The organism is Bifidobacterium sp. VU/mBH4 (B4), from assembly GCF_058199535.1.
This window is the reverse complement of sequence record NZ_JBVPQJ010000001.1, coordinates 247,425-265,218: the sequence shown is the minus strand read 5'-3', so window position 1 is coordinate 265,218 and position 17,794 is coordinate 247,425. Positions and strand designations below refer to the sequence as shown.

The following is a 17,794-nucleotide window of genomic DNA, read 5'->3' as shown; positions in this document are numbered from 1 at the left end:
CGGCAGAGGTTCGGGGCGAGATTGACAGCCACGCCGGTTTCGGCAGGCAGCCGCCCAGCTTCCAGGCAAGACAGAACGTCAGGGCCGGATCGCAGACCATGCCTGCGATCCGGCCCTGACGAACAATGTTTTTTGCTGATCAGTCCCGATCGGTCGGGGCAGCGTCGTCGTTGATGGGCGGAATAACCGTCGTTTCCTGATCGGTGACCGCCTTCTCCACCTGTCCGTCCTCACGCTGGGCCGGCGCGTCATCGGCCTGGACGGAGGCATCGGGAAGTGCACTCGGCGCTGGGGAAGGCAGAACCTGAGTAGGCATATTGGCTGAGGGCCTGACAGCCGCAGCCGCGCTGACATCATCCCCGGAATTATCGGCAGAGTCAGTTGCCACACCATCGGCTGGCTGGCTGGCTGGGGCCGGATCGACCGATGTCTGAGGGGCCTCTTCCTGGGTGTCGGCAAGGGGCTGATCGACGGCCTGATCCTCGCCTTCAGCCTTCGATGATGCCGCCGTAGCCGACGCAGCAGGAGCCGGCAACGGATCCGCGGCAGGCACAGCGTTGACCACGGGCACGCTGGGCGCCTGTCCCTCGTCCTGGTCATTGACCACAGCCTCATCGTGGAAGCCGTCGAAGTTGCCGAAGGACTTGGAGAAGATGTTCCGCAGCTCGTCGACCCGGGAGGTAATGGTGGCCTCCCGGTGCTGCAGCTTGGTGATGTGGTCCTTGAGCCCGTCAAGCTCGGCCTGGGCGGCCTTGCGATGGGCGTCGACTTCGGCCTGGGCGCGCTGCTTGGCCTCCTCCAGCAACTGGTTGGCCTTGCGCTCGGACTCCTCACGCTTGAAGGATGCGAACGAATCGGCATCCTTGCGAGTGGCCTTGGCCTGTTCAATCAGCTCCTGGGTCTCCTTCTCGGTCTTGACCCGCCGATCCTCCAGGCTCTTGAGCAGCTCGCCCACCTTCTTGGTGGCATCCTCCTGCTGGGCGGCGATGTCGGAGCGGACCTGCTCGGCTTCGGCGTTGACCTTGGCCATGGTCTCGGCGCTGGTGACCTTGGACTCGTCCACGATCTGCTGGGCCTCGGACTTGGCTTTGTCGGTGATCTCCGAAGCCTGCCTACGGGCGTCATTCAGGCTCTTGGAGACCTGCTCGCGCACGTCGGCCAGCTTCTTGTTGGCCTCGGCCAGGGCCTTCTGGATCTGATCGTTGGCCTCTTTCTTGAGCTTGGCGATCTCCTCGTCGTTCTTGCGCCGCTTGTCGGCAATCTCCTTGGCGGCCTTGGCCTTCTGCTCGGACAGCTCCCTGTCCTGGGTGGCCTTGCTGGTGGCCAGCCGCTTCTCATGCTCCTCACGGGAGTTCTGCAGCTCCAGATCCAAGGCCTGACGACGTTCGGCTACCACCTTATCGGCCGCTGACTTGCTCTGTTCGCTCTGCTGCTTGGCGGTGGTGGTGACGGTCCTGGCTTCGTCGTTGGCGGCCTCAACAATGGACTTGGCCTTGGCGTTGGCCTCGTCCACAATGTGCTTGGCTTCAAGCCGAGCCTCGTTGACCAGGGTCGTCGCCTTCTCCTGGGCGGAGGTCTTGGTGGATGCCGCATCCTGCTTGGCGCGGTTGAGCAGCTCGGTGCTGGTCTGCTCGGCCGAGGCCAGCAATTGCTGGGCGTTGGCCCCCAGTGAAGCAAAGGAGTTGCGCGGCTGTTCGGGCTTGCGGGACTTGACCTCCTGGAGTTCCGCCTCCAGCTTCAGAATGCGATCGTCATCGGCCTTGATCTGCTGACGCAACCGGGCCAGATTGCTCCGCGAGGCCGCCAAGGCCTGGTCGACCCGCTCCTTGTCATAGCCTCGCAGGACAACGGGAAACTGATCTTCGGCCATGGAAACACTCCTCTTCGCCACCAGGACATGCCGGCCCGTGACAGAAATGTCTTCGGTCCGGTGGATTTACCTCGACTCTACCCCATGACCGGCCGAAAGTCGCCGTCTGACCTGCCGCCGACACATTGGCCTTACATACGGGTCTCAGGCGATAAGAATGGGACTGGAGGAGGGCCTGCGGTAGTAGCGAATGGTCTCATTGACCACCTCGCGCACAGCCTGTATCTGCTGATCCAGGGGCAGGCCGCACTCCTGACCGCCGCTTTCGTTGACCAAGGGAAGGCTGACGAACCCGGCCAGGACGTCCTTGTGTCCTGCAGCCCATGCCAGCAGGTTGTAGAAGAGCGCGTTGCAGACATAGGTGCCTGCGTCCGAGCTCAGGGTGGCAGGAATGCCGCAGGTGCCGAAGTCATGCAGGATGGCCCTCAGCGGCAGTCGGGTCCAGTAGGCGGCTGGGCCCTGGGGGTCGATGGGCTGGTGGCTGGCATGACGGACCGCATCTCGAGACTCCTGCTCCCCCAGGTTTTCACGGTCGTCAGCGTCGTCCTCCTTGAGGTTGACGGCGCAGCGCTCCATGGCGATGCCGCGAGCCCGACGCTTAAGACCAGTGGCGATGATGATATCTGGACGCACACGCTCTATGGCCTCATGCAGGATGGGCCAGGCCTTGGCGAAGCTGACAGGCATGGTAACGGAGGAAATAGCCAGATCCACGCCCTCCAAGGGATCCTCCTCGGTGGGGCCGACTGGCCGCATGCCTTCCATGCCATGCTCGGCCAAAGCCTGTGAGACCTGATAGGAGGGGTTGACATCAACACCCTCGTAATGATCGTATCCGGCGACGATGACCTTGATCTGCTCCATGTGCCCCATGGTACACAGGGCTTCACCCGGCCAGGGAGCGCGCTATCCATTCAGCCATGGGCACGTCCGAGGGCAGGGTGATCTTCATGTTGGTCACGCTGCCGGCCACGATGGCCACCGGCTCCTCGGGCAGGCGGTCCACCACCACCCGGGTGTCATCGGTGGGATGGAAATCGGGGTCTGCGGCGGCCAGGTCGTAGGCCTTGCGGAGGGTGCCGAAGCGGAAGGCCTGCGGGGTCTGGGCCCGGAACATGCTGTCTCGGTCGGGCACCTGGCGCACCACCTTGCGCTCGCCCAGGTCGCCGGCCATCAGCATGGTGTCGGTCGAGGCCACGGCCACGGTTGCGGCGTTGAAGGTATCCAGGGCATCGATGCAGCCATTGATGGACTCCTGGCTGACGAAAGGGCGTACGGCATCGTGGATGAGCAGCTTGGCGTCCTGGGGGATCTCCGCTTCGGCCAGGGTCTGCAGGGCCGCCTCGGTGCTGTCCATGCGCTCGATGCCGCCCTGGATGACCGTGCGGACCTTGTCGTAGATGTCATCGCCCACGATGGCCTCGACAGCCTCCCGCACCCGATCGTTGACCACGACCAGAATGTCGGTGACCCGGGCATTGAACTGGAAGGCATCAATTGACCAGGCGATGATGGGTTTGCCGCCCACCTGCACCAGCTGCTTGGGGTTGCTCTCGTCAAACCGAACGCCCAGCCCGGCTGCCAGAATCACCGCCACAACTGGCTGAATCTGCTCCTCCGGCTCTGCGTTATCCTGACTGACCTCGGACGGGGCTGCTGATGCTCTGCTCTCACTCATAGACTCAACGGTACTCACGCGAGGACAGGAAGGGGCGCAGACCCGGCGCTATCTGCACCGAACATCTGCACCCGAGGCCTGCTCCAGCTGCCGGAAGCCAGATCAATCAACATGCTGCATCAGTCGTCGGCCAGGATAAGGGCCAGCATGCGCCCCTCCCCCGCCTTGCTGGTCAGCGAGGCCCGGCGGTGGGAGTACCAGAGCGGATTCTCCAGCGTGCACAAGGGTCGGCGCAGATCCTCAAGACGCTTCGACAGGGAGGGACCCTCACTGTCATGGCTGCAGAGCTCTTCCAGGTCCGGATCCTGACGCAGGTAGCTGGTGGCGGCAGCGACCCGCGGGGTGGAGTCCACGATACGGGTCACTCCTGCCGCCTTGAGTTCCATCCTGGCTGCAGTGGCGATGTCGATGGCGATTCCGCCGAATCGGCATGGTCCGGATGCGCCGGGGAAGCGCTTCTCGAAGTCATCAGCCAGCTTCGAACACACCTGATAGCAGTCTGCGCAGATCCGAGGCCCCAGCGTTGCCACGATCCTGGACGGGTCGGCGCCCTTGTCGGCCATGGCCTGGACTGTGGCTGGAATGACACCGGCCACCAGACCACGACGACCGCAATGTGCCGCACCCATCACGCCGGCCTGGGGGTCGGTCAGCAGCACAGGAAGGCAATCGGCCGCGAAGATGCCCAGGGCCAGGTCACGACGGGTGGTCACCTGCGCATCGGCTTCGCAGCGCCCCTGGGGTTGACCCTGGTCAGCGTCCCAGACCCTGGCTGAGTGAACCTGATCCACCAGGACCATGGGACGGTCCAGCTGGCGGCCCAGGGCCTGACGGTTGGCAGCCACCGCCTGCGGGTCGTCGCCCCCCTTGCCGCCGAGATTCAGCTGGGCATAATCGCCCGAGGAGACCCCGCCCAGCCTGGTGGTGTAGACCACCTTGATCCCTGGCGCCAGGGCTATGGGAATGGTGACCGGGATTGGCCGACCCTGATCGTCCAGCGATGACAGGGGACTGCTGTCCAGCAGGGTCCGTTCCCGATCCCAGGCTTGGCCCTGAGCGCTCTGAGTGCCCTGCTCTCTTGGTTCAGGCTTGGGACTCATGCAGTCGCCGCCCGGTTCAGGCGGTCCATCTCCTCTTCGCTCAGCTCCATGTCGGCCGCCTGCAGGGAATCCAGAATGGTGGCCGCCCTGTGGGCCCCGGGAACCACGAAGACGTTGCTGTTCTGGGACAATTCCCAGGCCAGGACCACGCGCTGATGGGAGACACCGCGCTCCTGGGCCACCTGCCGGAAGGCATCATAACGGGTCTCGTCCTTGGGCGCTCGGAACCCTCCCAGGGGGCTCCAGCAGACGAAGGCCAGACCCAGTTCGGCCGCATGGCCCAGCTCCTGGCGGGAGCTGGTGAAGGTGGGCGAGAACTGGTTCTGCACGGCCACAAGGTCATCGCCCAGAATCTTGCGAGCCAGGTCCATCCGCTCAATATCTACGTTGGAGACACCCAGGGTCCGGGCCACGCCCTGCTTGGCCAGCTCAGCCATGGCCTCCAGCGACTCCTGGTAGGGCACCTGCGGGTCAGGACGGTGCATATAGAGCAAGTCAATGGTGTCCACGCCCAAGGCCTGAGCGGACTCCTTTGCGTGCCGGATCAGGCTCTCCGGCCGACCGTCCACAGCCCAGGTGGGCCGTCCGTCAGTGAAGTTGCGGTAGTGCCCAACCTTGGTGGCCACCAGCACATCCTGACGGGGTCCCTTCCAGGAGTCCAAAGCCTGGCGAACCAGTCGTTCATTGGTCTGCTCAGGGCCACCTGACTCGTAGTAGGACCAGGCAGTATCCAGATGTCGGCAACCGGCATCCAAAGCCTGGTGGATGACGTCGATGGCCGTTCCCTGGTCCGGCTTGCCCTCAATGGACAATCCCATGCAACCCATTCCGACCGCTGTCGTAGTAAAGGGCCCCAAGGCCCGCATCGACGATGTCATACATGTACTCCCGTCTTGTAGATTGAGGCCGGCTTCAATGCCGCCGGCCTCCCATCGAGCTTAACTGGCGGCCCGGTCTCAGCGGCCGCCGAAGGATCCGCCACCGGAACCACCGCCGCCACCGTCGAAGGAGCCACCGCCGTCGCCAAACCCACCAATAACACTGCCAGAGCCGTTGCCGCTGGCCATGCCAATCAGGCCGCCAATCTGGTCGAGTCCCTGGGTCAATTGAGTACCCAAATCAATCACGCCACCTTGGCCGAGCGCTGAATTGACAGCCAATGCTTCAGGGTCACTCAGGGAGGAAGCCGCCGCAACATCCTGGCTGTAAGGCAGGAAGGTCCAGTAGAGCAGGCTGCCGCGCGCATTGTCACTCAGCCAGTCGGAGTCGGTCAGTTCAGGGCTGGCCTGTGCCAGCTGAGCGACGACCCGGTCGCTTATGCCGAAGGCCGTAGCGTAAACCAGGTAACGGTCCCAGAGCACCAGATCCTCCACACCCCGGTGGCTAAAATCGCTGAAGTCAAGCAGATAGCGCCGAAGTCCCGACACCTGCCCGGCCATGGGCTGTCCATTCCTGCTCAGCACCCGCCAACAGTTATAGCGCAAGGAGAATGTCACAACAGCCACCAGAAGCATGGCCAAGGGCGCACGTACCAGTACGGTGCCCGGCAGGAATCCGGCCAACAGAATGAAAGCAGCCAAGAGCACGGCCAGGAAGGCAAAGATCCCTACATTATGACGATAGGCGCGCAGGTCGGCATTGTTGGTCTCATACTCGACAGCCTGGTAGAAAGCATCCAGGTAGGCCCTGCCATTATCGGATTCAGTCTTGGCGAAGATCGCAATCATCTCATACAGGTCGAAGCGTTTATTCTCGGAGCCAATCAGAGTGGAGGCACCTTCCAGCATGCTTAGGCAGGCTTCCTCGCTTGAGGACAGGGCCAGGGATGCTCGATCCTTGCTGCAGACCGGATTGATGACCACCTCCATGGACTGCTGTTTACCTTTGAGCAGCAAGCGCATCACCTGGGTCACGGGTCCTTCGCCGAAACTCGCCCGGTCCTCATACTTGACGGGAACAAGAGCGATGGCCCGCTTGGAGGCCAGGGAGAGAATGGTTGCTGACAATTGCCTGCCAATAGGGGATTCTCGGGTCAGCATCACATCGTTGATAACGGCAGCCACGGCGGGTGACAGATCAGGAGGCTGACGGTAGTAGATGATATCGCCTTGGTACTGGGAGTCTCCATAATTGCGGAAGGTATGCCAAAGCATCACTGCAATCAGCCCGATAGCAGCCAAGAGTACCAAGACGCCCGTCAAGAGTGCGATCCGCGCCCGCCTGGTCTGGTCAGCGTGCCAGCGCTCGTACTGCGGACGCTCCTGCCCAACAATACGGTCACGTGCCGGCTGAGAATCGGTCCTGACCACCGAGGAAGTCCTCCCCGCATCGAAGAGCACCACCAAATCCAGATGCTGGCCCGGCTCGATGCGGTCTGCGGAGAATCGGATACGGCTGTCATCTATCACATCGTAGGAACCCCTGCCAGCGAAGTGCAGCCAGGCCTTCGTGTCCTTGCCCTTCTCCGTTCCTGTCTGCTTGGGCAGCTTGACATTGGCGTTCACATGCTCAACGGGAATCTGGTTGGTGTCGCCCACGGGCTCCCATTGGAATTCGGCCACATCGGGATGGGCAGTGGTGACCCCGTGGAAGGTCATGTCGATGCGGAAGCGCCGACCTGAATCCTTGGCAGTCTGTGGAATGTTCCAGCCCAGCTCCACCTGGCATTGATTCCCCAGATCGCCGCAGGCGGACCCTTGGCCCGCATCGCCCGGCTTGTAGGATTTCAGCTTCCAATCCGAGACCATGCCCATATACCAGGTGCCAGCCCAGTTCTTGTCCCAGTCGTGAATGTACTTGACATCATCAGGATACTTTAGCGGGTTGGTCTGCCTGTATGTGGAGCCATTAGTGAGGTCAGTCACGCTTACGTCGCTTATGCCGGTCAGCCGGTCAGGCTTGATCTGATAGCGCTGGTAGAGCTCCCGCCAAGGGCGTTTTTTGCCGTGGTCGTCCTCGCGGGAATTCATGGTGACAGTCAGGGTCTGACTGATACGCAGATCCCCATTATCCAGGACCTGGACATCATAATCCACCGAATCGTATACCAGGTCGGGACGATTCCTGTTGGAGATATACAGGACAGCGAGGCACGTCACCAAGACTGCCACCAGAGCCAGCGCCAAGGCCCCGAGAAAGCGTGAGGTGCTCCAGGAGGGATGATTCGAGGCCGCCTTCCCGGAGGAGGCTGCTGGGGCGTTCACTGTCCGAAGTCCACAACTGGCGCCTGGCGGCTACCCTCGTCGGCTTGGAAGTACTGGGCCTGACGGAAGTGGAAGAGGGATGCGATGATGTTTGAGGGGACCGTCTCGATGCGGGTGTTGAACTTCTGAACCACATCATTGTAGAACTGCCTGGCGTAGGCGATCTTGTCCTCCAGGTCCTTGAGCTGACGCTGCAAGTCCAGGAAGTTCTGGTTGGCCTTGAGCTCAGGATAGGCCTCCGCCCGAGCCATCAGAGTGACCAGGGATTGGCCCAGCCGCTGCTCGGCATCGGCACGGGCCTGCATCTGGTCCCCGCCAGCCGTCTGGGTCTGGGCCTGGGCCACGTCGGCGCGGGCTTTGGTCACCTCCTCCAAGACGGTGGACTCGTGTGAGGCGTAGCCCTTGACCGTCTGGACCAGGTTGGGCACCAGGTCGGCACGCTGCTTGAGCTGGACGTCAATCTGGGCCCAGCCATTGGCCACCCGGTTGCGCAAGTTGACCAGACCGTTGTAGATACCGATTCCCCAGATGACCAGCAACACGACCAGCAAAACGATGATGATGAGCACGATCATTGATACGGACATGCCATCATTCTCTCACTAAATTCAGAAGAGACAAAAACGGGACCCCGTCCAATGGAACGGGGTCCCGGCATCAGTGGGAATCAGTCCTCACTGTCGAAGGGATCGAAATCCCTGCGCACGCGGCGACGGGGGCGCTCTGAGCGCTCCTCCCGGTCGGCCCGGTACTCGTCGTAGTGCTCGTCGGCGGCATAACGCGGGTTCTCCCTGCGGCCACGGTAGCCGCCACGTCCGGAAGAGCGACGCTCATGACGACCGCCGCGGTCGCCACGGCCACGACGCTCGCCGCGGCCCCGGCCTCCACGATCCTCGTCATCATCGCGGGAGACCCGACGACGATCGCGACGGGAGCCGCGGTCCTCGTCCTCGAACCAGTCTCCGCCATCCTCATAGTCGCGGCCGCGGCTCTGACGACGGTGCCGGGGACGATCCTCCTGATCCTCGTCGTCATAATAGCGATCATCACGCTCGGAGCGGGAACGGCGCGGGGCCTCATACCGATCATCACGCTCGGAGGAACGGCTGCGGCGATCACGACGATCACGGTCACCACGGCCGCCACGCTCACGACGATCGCCACCACGGTCACGACGGTCACCACGACCACCGCGATCACCGCGATCACGGCCGCCTGCGGACTCCTGGTCCTCGAAGCCGGGGATGGCCAGAGAGATCTTGCCGCGGTCGTCCACACCCTGCACGATGACCTCGACGGTGTCGCCCTCCTTGAGGACGTCCTCCACGGAGTCGATGCGCTCGCCGTTGGCCAGGTTGCGGATCTGCGAGATGTGCAGAAGTCCGTCGGTGCCGGGGGTCAGGTTGACGAAGGCGCCGAAGCTGGTGATCTTGACCACCTTGCCATTGAAGGTCTCCCCCGCCTCGGGCACATGCGGATTGGCGATCTGGTCGATGACCTCCTTGGCCTTGGCTGCTGCTTCGCCGCCCTCGGAGGCGATGTAGACCGTGCCGTCGTCTTCGATGGAGACATCGGCGCCAGTATCCTCCTGGATCTGGTTGATCATCTTGCCCTTGGGGCCGATGACCTCGCCGATCTTGTCAACCGGGACCTGGGTGGTGATGATGCGCGGCGCATAGGGGCTCATCTCGGCGGGCCCGTCGATGCACTCGTTGATCACGTCGAGGATGGTGGCCCGGGCTTCCTTGGCCTGCTGCAGCGCGGCGGCCAGGATGTCGGCGGGGATGCCGTCCAGCTTGGTGTCCAGCTGCAGGGAGGTGATGAATTCGGAGGTGCCGGCCACCTTGAAGTCCATATCGCCGAAAGCATCCTCGGCACCCAGAATGTCGGTCAAGGTCTTGTAGGTGGGCCGACCGTCGACCTCGCCTGTGACCAGGCCCATGGCGATGCCCGCCACAGGGGCCTTCAGAGGCACGCCGGCAGCCAGCAGGGACAGGGTGGAGGCGCAAACGGAACCCATGGAGGTGGATCCGTTGGAGCCGATGGCCTCGGAGACCTGACGGATGGCGTAGGGGAACTCCTCGCGGCTGGGCAGCACCGGGATCAGCGCGCGCTCGGCCAGGTTGCCATGGCCGACTTCGCGACGCTTGGGCGAACCCACGCGGCCGGTCTCGCCGGTCGAATAGGGCGGCATCTCGTAGTTGTGCATGTAGCGCTTGGTGGTGGGGCCGGACAGAGCATCGATGGTCTGCTCCATCTTCAGCATGTTCAGGGTGGTGACGCCCAGCACCTGGGTCTCGCCGCGCTGGAAGAGGGCTGAGCCGTGCACGCGGGGCACCACGTCCACCTCGGCGGACAGGGTGCGGATGTCGCGCAGGCCACGGCCGTCGATGCGGTAGTCCTGGGTCAGGATGCGGCGGCGTACGATCTGACGCTGGAGCTCCTTGAAGGCGTTGCCCAGCTCCTTGTCCTTCTCGGCCTCGTCCATGTCGGTGAACTCGTCGGCCAGAGCCTCGCGGACCTTCTCCTTGATCTCGTGGATGCGATCCTGGCGGGGCAGCTTCTCCGCGATGGAGAGGGCCTGGTCCAGGTCGGCATGAGCCACCTGGTCGATGCGCTCGTAGAGCTCGTCGGTGTACTCGGGGAAGAGCTGGAAGTCCTTGGTGGGCTTGGCAGCCTTGGCCTTGAGCTCGCTCTGGGCCTCGCACAGAACCTTGATGAAGGGCTTGGCGGCCTCAAGACCCTGGGCGACCACCTCTTCGTCGGGCTTGATCTGGCCCTCGTCATAGATCAGGCTCCAGGCGTTCTTGCCGGCGCCTGCCTCGATCATGGCGATGGCGACATCCCCGCCCTCGACCACACGACCGGCTACGACCAGCTCGAAGACGGCGCGCTCGCGCTCGCTCCAACGGGGGAAGGCCACCCACTGGCCATCGATCAGGGCCAGGCGCAGACCCGAGACCGGGCCCTCGAAGGGCAGACCGGAGATGAGGGTGGAGGCGGAAGCCGCGTTCAGGGCCAGCACGTCGTAGGCATCCTCGGGGTTGACAGCCAGGATGGTCTCCACGACCTGGACCTCGTTGCGCAGGGTGTGCGGGAAGAGGGGGCGCAGGGGGCGGTCGATCAGCCGGCAGGCCAGGATGGCCTCGTTGGAGGGCCGACCCTCGCGGCGGAAGAAGGAGCCGGGGATCTTGCCCGCGGCGTACATCTTCTCTTCCACATCAACGGTCAGCGGGAAGAAGTCATAGTTCTCCTTGGGGCTGGATCCGGCGGTGGTGGTGGACAGCACCATGGAATCGTCATCAAGATAGGCGGCTACTGCCCCATCCGCCTGCTGGGCGAGACGACCCGTCTCGAAGCGCACCGTGCGCCTGCCATATGATCCGTTATCGATCGTGGCTTCTACAGCCGTGATTTCGGGACCCTCCATAGGGTTCCTCCTTTTGTTTACTTCTTGTTTACTACCTGATGTCAGGATGCTCGGCATCAATTGACTGCCGGAGATCCTTCTACTTCGGTCTGGTCCTGCCGAACCCCATGTCCGGCCATCTTCATGCCTTGCGGACCAGCCTTGCATTTCAGCTTGGCACCATCTTCTGCAACCCCATCCCGGGGTCGACGGTGCCTGGTTCAGTCATGCAAAAGCGCCCGAGCGCTAGGCCCGGGCGAAAGCATGCATATTAGTGGCGCAGTCCAAGACGCTCCACCAGGGAACGGTAGCGGTTGATGTCCACCTTCTTGAGGTAATCCAGCAACCGGCGACGATGGCCGACCATGAGCAGCAGGCCGCGACGCGAATGATGGTCGTGCTGATGCTGCTTGAGGTGCTCGGTCAGGTCGGAGATGCGCTTGCTCAGCAGAGCCACCTGGACCTCGGGGGAACCGGTGTCACCCTCGTGGGTCGCGTATTCCTTGACGATTGCCTGCTTCTGCTCACTCGTAAGAGCCACGGCTCCTCCTCTTGCATTCTTCCGTTACGCGGTGCACCAGCCCTATGCTGAAGCGCTCTCGATCCGCGGGCGAAACACGCCAAAAGTCCATTATACACAGCGATGGGACCGGATGCCGGAATGGGAGGAGAAACACATGCATCCCTGACGGACTCGGCGATAAGGTCAAGCCGCAGTGATCAGGCCTCCGAAGAGGACAATGGCGATGGCCACCAGCTCGATGATAAAGAATAAGGAGAGGGCCGACCAGCTGTGGGTCAGCGTGTTCCAAGGGGAATCCTTGCGCACACAGACCAGGATGGCCACAAAGATAACCGCAAAGACCGCCACGCCCAAGCCAGCGGCGATGATGCCCAGGTTAGCCGCGTTGGCCAGGATGGCTTGATGCTGGTAGACGACGAAGGTGCTGTACCAGAAGTTCATCTTGAGCAGGCAGAGGCCGGCGATCAGCTGTTCGGCGGCCAGGCCCAGCACGAAGACCACCCGCCAGAACCAGGAAGACGACTCGATGATGGACATGCCGATGCCCATAAAGGTCAGCACAGTCACGGTCCAGGCAATCAGGGCAATGCCGCGCGGGTCCAGGACCGAGGCATAGTGGAGCACGCCCTGGGTATGGTTGATGGCCAGCGAGCGCCCATATCCATAAGGAATGACGATGGCCAGAAGGATCGCCAGTGCAAAGACCACCCAGCGGACCGGGCGGGCACGGCGCTGCTCAATCTCAGCCAGAGAGTATTCAGAGTCCGGAATGGTCGCCTCAGGATGAGCCGAAACCTTGTTCACTGCGGTCGCCTCATCCGGGTGCGGTTGCACGACTGAGGAATCCGTTGCATCGCTTCTGCCGGATTCCGCGCCATCCGCATCGTCGAATTGCTCCATCGGCGACCACACCTCCAAGTCCGCTACTCGTGGACACATCGCCTACAAGCTTATACCGGGCGGCGCACCCGCGCCCAAGAATGCAAAAGGTCAATTCACTGGCACTCGGCATCCAGACGATAGCAGATAAATGGAGTCATCCTGAAAGCGACACAGCTCACCCACGCAGAAGCGAAGAACACCTGATTTCGGCGACCAAAAATGCTGCAGACCCAGACTCATCCCCCACGCATCCGATGAGCACCCGGGCCGCGTCTTCTGACCAGCCGATCATGCTCATCTGAAAACCATGACAATCCGTATTCAAGCACCCTGCTAGTCATCTGCGAAGCAGACAAAACCCTCAATCAGGGCACACCAATGCGATTACTCCGGCTGGAGAGAATCAAACACTCATGTTCGAACTATGAAGCGGTTATGGATCCTCCCCAGCGCTCCAATAGCGATTCTTTTGCTGATTGCAGCGGCATATGGGAGCCTGGTGGGTGAATCAGTCGAACTGCCTGATGCCGATGACATCACGGAAACTCACATACTCGTCACCGGGACCGCAGCCTGTACCGTAATTTGTGCCGTAGTACACGCGATCCGACTGGATCATTCTCCTATCCTCATCATCCAACGAATCCCAGACCCGGCGCTCGGCTTCATCCATTTTCTCAGTGATGGGATGCCTGGACGCATAACTGTCGATCAGATCCTGGGGGATGTTGTCATGAGTGGTGCAGGCCTTATCCTTGGTTGCCATTTCTCTCATGAAATCCTCATCCATGGCCATTCATCTCCTCTCATCTTTGCGAACCTGCAGGGCATCCATCCCATGCCCTGCAGGATCATCCCCGCGCCTGCTGGGGACACAAAGCATTCTCATTTTTGGCCGAACAGACGGCTGGACCATCCCCAGAGAATCAAACACTCATGTACGAACTATGAAGCGGTTACGGACTCTCCCCCAGCGCTCCAGCGGCGATTCTCTTGCTGATCACAGCAGCATACAGGAATCCGGGGATGAATCAGTCGAACTGCCTGATGCCGAGGACATCGTAGAAGCTCACCTTGGTGTCGCCGCCGAAGCCAGCACCATAGTTTGTCCCATAGTATGTACGATCCGACTGGATCATTCGCCTGTCCTCATCATCCAACGAATCCCAGACTCTGCGCTCTGCATCATCCATGTCATCAGTAATGGGATACTTTGACGTATAGTCATCAATCCTCTTCTGGGGAATATGGTCATAAGTGCTACAGGCCTTATCCTTGGTTGCCATTTTCTCATAAAACCCTCGTCCACAGCCATTCATCTCCTCTCATCTTTGCGAACATGAGGGTATCCATCCGATGCCCTGCAGGATTGTCCACGCGGATGCCAAGGGGCACTTTCCTACTGCCGCACCAGCCACACCGCCAATGGGATTATCCCCGCATATGCAGGGAGCGCACAGCATTCTCGTCCTTGGCCGAATAGACAGCCGGATCATCTCCAGAGAATCAAACAATCCTCTTCAAACCATACTCATGTTCAAACCATGAAGTGGTTATGGATTCTTCGCCGACACTCCTAATAGTGATTCTTTTACTGATTGAAACAGTATGTCGGAGCCCGGGAATGAACTAGTCGAATCGCCTTATACCGATAACTTCATAGAAATTCACCTCTGCTTTGCCGCCGCCACAGCCTGTACCGTAGTATATGCGATCCTATTGGATCATTCTCCTGTCCGCATCATCCAGCGAATCCCAGACCAGGCGTTCGGTTTCACCCATTTCTCGATGAGGGGATGTCTCGACGGATAGCCATCGATCAGATCCTCATGAATGTTGTCATGACAGGTACAGGCACAATTCCTGGATGCCCTTTCTCTCATGAAATCCTCAAGTATTTTCTGATCGTCTCCTCTCATATTGGTGAACCTGAAGGCATCCATTAGATGTCCTTTAAGATCATCCCCGCGGATGCAGGGAACACGCTCGATGTGGTCGAGCAGCAACTTCTCCGTCAGGATCATCCCCGCGGATGCGGTGAGCACCGGTTGCGGATGATGAAGCCCATGGTCTTGTCGGGATCATCCCCGCGGATGCAGGGAGCACGCGGTGGAATGCAGAGAACCCTTCGTCCGGTGCGGATCATCCCCGCGGATACGGGGAGCACCATTAGATATACCGCCTTATCTGCCAAGAATTAGGATCATCCCCGCAGATGCGGGGAGCACACATCGTATGATCTGGTCGGTAAAAAGACCGTAGGATCATCCCCGCAGATGCGGGGAGCACGGACAATGCGAAAAAGTTCGGTGCTCTGCATAAGGATCATCCCCGCAGATGCGGGGAGCACTGGCCTATGGCGATGACACCACGCTGAAAAACAGGATCATCCCCGCAGATGCGGGGAGCACGAATGCCGGTAATCTGGAGAATCTGGAAGTAGAGGATCATCCCCGCAGATGCGGGGAGCACCCCCAGCAAAGGCAGGAACGCGAGCCCCACCCAGGATCATCCCCGCAGATGCGGGGAGCACGTCAACGGCCCGGTCTTGTAGAAACGGCCTGAGGGATCATCCCCGCAGATGCGGGGAGCACCTGAAGTCACAGTCGAGTATGTCAGCCATCGCAGGATCATCCCCGCAGATGCGGGGAGCACCCAGCCATGTCAGGCCTCCTTTGCGTAGTTGAGGGATCATCCCCGCAGATGCGGGGAGCACCGAAACGACCAAGGCCCAGGACGATACCGACGAGGATCATCCCCGCAGATGCGGGGAGCACGTCTCCTTTTCTCAAAAAATTTAAAGCGTGGTAGGATCATCCCCGCAGATGCGGGGAGCACAGGGTTTGCGGCTGAATGCGGCTTATAGACCCGGGATCATCCCCGCAGATGCGGGGAGCACTGCGTGGCGGTCTGCCGTTCCAGCACGGCCTTGGGATCATCCCCGCAGATGCGGGGAGCACATGCAGCCTTTGTCAGACGGTTTACCTACGGACGGATCATCCCCGCAGATGCGGGGAGCACGGCGCCGCTGCTTTGCGACGACTCCTGCTGCACGGATCATCCCCGCAGATGCGGGGAGCACCGGTTCAAAGCGACCTTTGCGCTGAATGACCAAGGATCATCCCCGCAGATGCGGGGAGCACATACGTGCCCCTCCCCTCATACCCCTACGCCTAGGATCATCCCCACCCACGCGGGGAACACACCTCAAGAAGAGGCTGTATATAGTCTACATGGTAACCATGGTCAACCCTTAGAATGACGCATGTACTGCACGCCACCTACCCTGTGTGAGACCTTGAGTATCCGAAACAACTCCAACGAAATCAAAGTATTATCGCGTCTGTCAAACTTGCTGTTTTGAATAGGTTAACGAGCCAGTTACGAATTCACCGAACGCCCACGTCTTAGTCTAATTCCAGACGCACCTGCACAGAAGCACAACCGCCGAAGCCACCGGTCCATCATGGCTGAGAGCGATGTGCCAGCACAACTGCACTCGATTGGCCTGACCACCGGTCAGAAGCAAGGAATCATAAAACCTGGCTTCCACGGAGGATTCTAGATTGACACTCGGCCGACCCCGGCCGTCGTCCAGGATCTCCACCCCGCTCCAAGGAAAATCATCCAAACCATAGGGCGATGGCTCAGGCCCCAGCGCCTGCGACCAGGCTTTGAGCACCGACTCCTTGCCAGCCCAGCGCACCGCCAAGTGCGCCGCTGTGTCATCATGCTTGAGCAGGGCCCGCTGCTCGGCCTGCCGCCGCTCCCGTGGCGAAAACAAGCTTGTCATACGTGTGCCTGGCATAGCCAGCTGCTGGCCGAACTCCTCCAGATCGACCAGATCATGTCCCAACCCCAGCACTTGTCCAAACCCGGCATCATCCATAGGCCCGAGTATGCCCCTCATCGTCCCATGCAGCAAATCATCCGGCCGGTAATTGAGGACTCCCCACCCCCCCCCCACTGCGTCATTGATAGCTATGTTCCTGAGCGAACGACTGCAGAGGGGAAAAAGGAATTTCGCTATATCAGCAGCAGGAGTCATAACGCTGGCATGACGCTGTTGGACAGCTCTGTAGCCACTACCATCCAGCAGTATCCGCCGTGCACCCTATCGTGTACCCATTTAGCCCGTAAAATGCCGAATACTGGGGAAAATCTCGCTCAGTCAGGTCCGATCCTGACCGCTCCAAGCGATTGAAAAACCCGCCAAGAATAGCGGAATATCAGCGATTATCGTGGAGCGGGCGACGGGAATCGAACCCGCGTAATCAGTTTGGAAGACTGAGGCTCTACCATTGAGCTACGCCCGCAAAGCCGTTGGCTCGGTACAGAGCATAGCACATGGGCCGGCCGGAACATGCAGTACATTGGTCATCGCGCGGTTGAACTTAGCAATAAACGCACGCATACATCACTGGGAAGAACCCCTCGGTGGCATGGAAACCGGCGCTGATTACCCCTCCTCTGCGGATAATCGTGAAGATCCATACAGAAATTCTGATCCCTTGTCGGCTGTGGACTAGCCTCCGGCGGTTCACCCACCATGAATAAGAGATCGCGCCGTCGCCGGTATAGCTTCTTTGCGTATCCATGGATCAATCCCGTGGATCCAAGGAACACCTCGTCCGTTCCAGCGACTGCCGGAGTACTGCGGGATCGTCCATGCTCACGCGGTGACCACTCCTTATCGAAGGATATGCATGGAAAGAATAAACGTTCTGCACGGAACTTGGCTGACAGATTTCCGCAAGATTATTCATTCTTACAGAGCAAGGGGAATCAGACTGGTAACGTACTGCCATACAATGTTAGAGAACGAAAATCAGAGATAATTGACATTGGCGTCGACAAATTCTCCACACACAACAACTTTATCTTTCGAAAATGGGAATTCCACTATGCCCGAGCATCGATCACAAAAGTTGAAATCATGCTGGCGATAACAGTATGAGCATCAATTCTTCTGATAGCATTTACAGCAACATCAGTAGATATCTATTACGCGGTTCTCAAAAACGAGAATGGCGGGAAACAAGTAGTTGATCACAGTTGAGAAGGGAACTATAGCCAAACATAATTGACGAGAAGTTAGCCAGGTTCTTCTGCTTTGACTAACGAAGAGA

At 60.3% G+C, this 17,794-nt stretch carries 13 protein-coding genes, 1 tRNA gene and 1 CRISPR repeat array; all 14 genes read right to left on the bottom strand.

All coding sequences use genetic code 11. The features are described from left to right. Nucleotides 1–139: 139 nt before the first annotated feature. The 14 genes from AC0AII_RS01065 to AC0AII_RS01000 all read right to left on the bottom strand — a co-directional run bounded on the left by AC0AII_RS01065 (nt 140) and on the right by AC0AII_RS01000 (nt 16,981). Entirely contained in the window at nt 140–1,870 is a 1,731-nt protein-coding gene (locus AC0AII_RS01065) for a cell division protein (protein WP_490445798.1), read from the bottom strand. Nucleotides 1,871–2,014: 144 nt separating this feature from the next. Beyond that, nucleotides 2,015–2,734, bottom strand: coding sequence for a pyroglutamyl-peptidase I (locus tag AC0AII_RS01060; protein WP_490445797.1), 720 nt, complete (start codon nt 2,732–2,734; stop codon nt 2,015–2,017). Between the two features lie 22 nt (nt 2,735–2,756). After that, nucleotides 2,757–3,548: an IspD/TarI family cytidylyltransferase gene (locus AC0AII_RS01055; RefSeq protein WP_490445796.1), complete on the bottom strand. Its 792-nt coding sequence runs from the start codon at nt 3,546–3,548 to the stop codon at nt 2,757–2,759. Between the two features lie 119 nt (nt 3,549–3,667). After that, nucleotides 3,668–4,648: a purine nucleoside phosphorylase YfiH/LACC1 family protein gene (locus AC0AII_RS01050; RefSeq protein ID WP_490445795.1), complete on the bottom strand. Its 981-nt coding sequence runs from the start codon at nt 4,646–4,648 to the stop codon at nt 3,668–3,670. Continuing rightward, nucleotides 4,645–5,526, bottom strand: coding sequence for an aldo/keto reductase (locus tag AC0AII_RS01045; protein ID WP_490445794.1), 882 nt, complete (start codon nt 5,524–5,526; stop codon nt 4,645–4,647). Before AC0AII_RS01045 ends, AC0AII_RS01050 begins: the two co-directional genes overlap by 4 nt. 78 nt (nt 5,527–5,604) lie before the next feature. Next, complete coding sequence (locus tag AC0AII_RS01040) at nt 5,605–7,851, bottom strand: DUF2207 family protein (RefSeq protein WP_490445793.1); 2,247 nt, start codon at nt 7,849–7,851, stop codon at nt 5,605–5,607. Then, nucleotides 7,848–8,438, bottom strand: a complete 591-nt coding sequence (locus AC0AII_RS01035) for a LemA family protein (protein WP_490445792.1) — start codon at nt 8,436–8,438, stop codon at nt 7,848–7,850. The genes AC0AII_RS01040 and AC0AII_RS01035 overlap by 4 nt, the downstream gene beginning before the upstream one ends. A gap of 80 nt (nt 8,439–8,518) precedes the next feature. Further along, on the bottom strand, nt 8,519–11,281 hold the full coding sequence (locus AC0AII_RS01030; protein WP_490445791.1) for a polyribonucleotide nucleotidyltransferase: 2,763 nt from the start codon (nt 11,279–11,281) through the stop codon (nt 8,519–8,521). 250 nt (nt 11,282–11,531) lie between these two features. Continuing rightward, nucleotides 11,532–11,801: a 30S ribosomal protein S15 gene (gene rpsO / locus AC0AII_RS01025; RefSeq protein ID WP_024626835.1), complete on the bottom strand. Its 270-nt coding sequence runs from the start codon at nt 11,799–11,801 to the stop codon at nt 11,532–11,534. A 165-nt stretch (nt 11,802–11,966) separates the two neighbouring features. Then, nucleotides 11,967–12,683, bottom strand: coding sequence for a hypothetical protein (locus tag AC0AII_RS01020; protein WP_463427670.1), 717 nt, complete (start codon nt 12,681–12,683; stop codon nt 11,967–11,969). Between the two features lie 490 nt (nt 12,684–13,173). Further along, nucleotides 13,174–13,440: a hypothetical protein gene (locus AC0AII_RS01015; protein WP_229131898.1), complete on the bottom strand. Its 267-nt coding sequence runs from the start codon at nt 13,438–13,440 to the stop codon at nt 13,174–13,176. A gap of 256 nt (nt 13,441–13,696) precedes the next feature. After that, a complete protein-coding gene (locus AC0AII_RS01010) occupies nt 13,697–13,951 on the bottom strand; it encodes a hypothetical protein (protein WP_490445790.1) in 255 nt (84 codons plus the stop codon). 670 nt (nt 13,952–14,621) lie between these two features. Next, a CRISPR array of direct repeats spans nt 14,622–15,869; the repeat unit is 28 nt; unit sequence GGATCATCCCCGCAGATGCGGGGAGCAC. 208 nt (nt 15,870–16,077) lie between these two features. Continuing rightward, the gene (locus tag AC0AII_RS01005; RefSeq protein ID WP_490445789.1) at nt 16,078–16,575 is read right to left on the bottom strand and encodes a holo-ACP synthase; all 498 of its coding nucleotides are present in this window, start codon (nt 16,573–16,575) and stop codon (nt 16,078–16,080) included. A 332-nt stretch (nt 16,576–16,907) separates the two neighbouring features. Next, nucleotides 16,908–16,981, bottom strand: a tRNA-Gly gene (locus tag AC0AII_RS01000). Between the last annotated feature and the right edge of the window lie 813 nt (nt 16,982–17,794).

Coding starts and splice junctions, on each gene's coding strand:
- AC0AII_RS01010 (WP_490445790.1), bottom strand. CDS start 13,951: ATGGCAACCAAGGATAAGGCCTGTAGCACTTATGACCATATTCCCCAG.
- AC0AII_RS01055 (WP_490445796.1), bottom strand. CDS start 3,548: ATGAGTGAGAGCAGAGCATCAGCAGCCCCGTCCGAGGTCAGTCAGGAT.
- AC0AII_RS01045 (WP_490445794.1), bottom strand. CDS start 5,526: ATGACATCGTCGATGCGGGCCTTGGGGCCCTTTACTACGACAGCGGTC.
- AC0AII_RS01035 (WP_490445792.1), bottom strand. CDS start 8,438: ATGTCCGTATCAATGATCGTGCTCATCATCATCGTTTTGCTGGTCGTG.
- AC0AII_RS01050 (WP_490445795.1), bottom strand. CDS start 4,648: ATGAGTCCCAAGCCTGAACCAAGAGAGCAGGGCACTCAGAGCGCTCAG.
- AC0AII_RS01015 (WP_229131898.1), bottom strand. CDS start 13,440: ATGAGAGAAATGGCAACCAAGGATAAGGCCTGCACCACTCATGACAAC.
- AC0AII_RS01060 (WP_490445797.1), bottom strand. CDS start 2,734: ATGGAGCAGATCAAGGTCATCGTCGCCGGATACGATCATTACGAGGGT.
- AC0AII_RS01030 (WP_490445791.1), bottom strand. CDS start 11,281: ATGGAGGGTCCCGAAATCACGGCTGTAGAAGCCACGATCGATAACGGA.
- AC0AII_RS01020 (WP_463427670.1), bottom strand. CDS start 12,683: ATGGAGCAATTCGACGATGCGGATGGCGCGGAATCCGGCAGAAGCGAT.
- AC0AII_RS01005 (WP_490445789.1), bottom strand. CDS start 16,575: ATGAGGGGCATACTCGGGCCTATGGATGATGCCGGGTTTGGACAAGTG.
- AC0AII_RS01065 (WP_490445798.1), bottom strand. CDS start 1,870: ATGGCCGAAGATCAGTTTCCCGTTGTCCTGCGAGGCTATGACAAGGAG.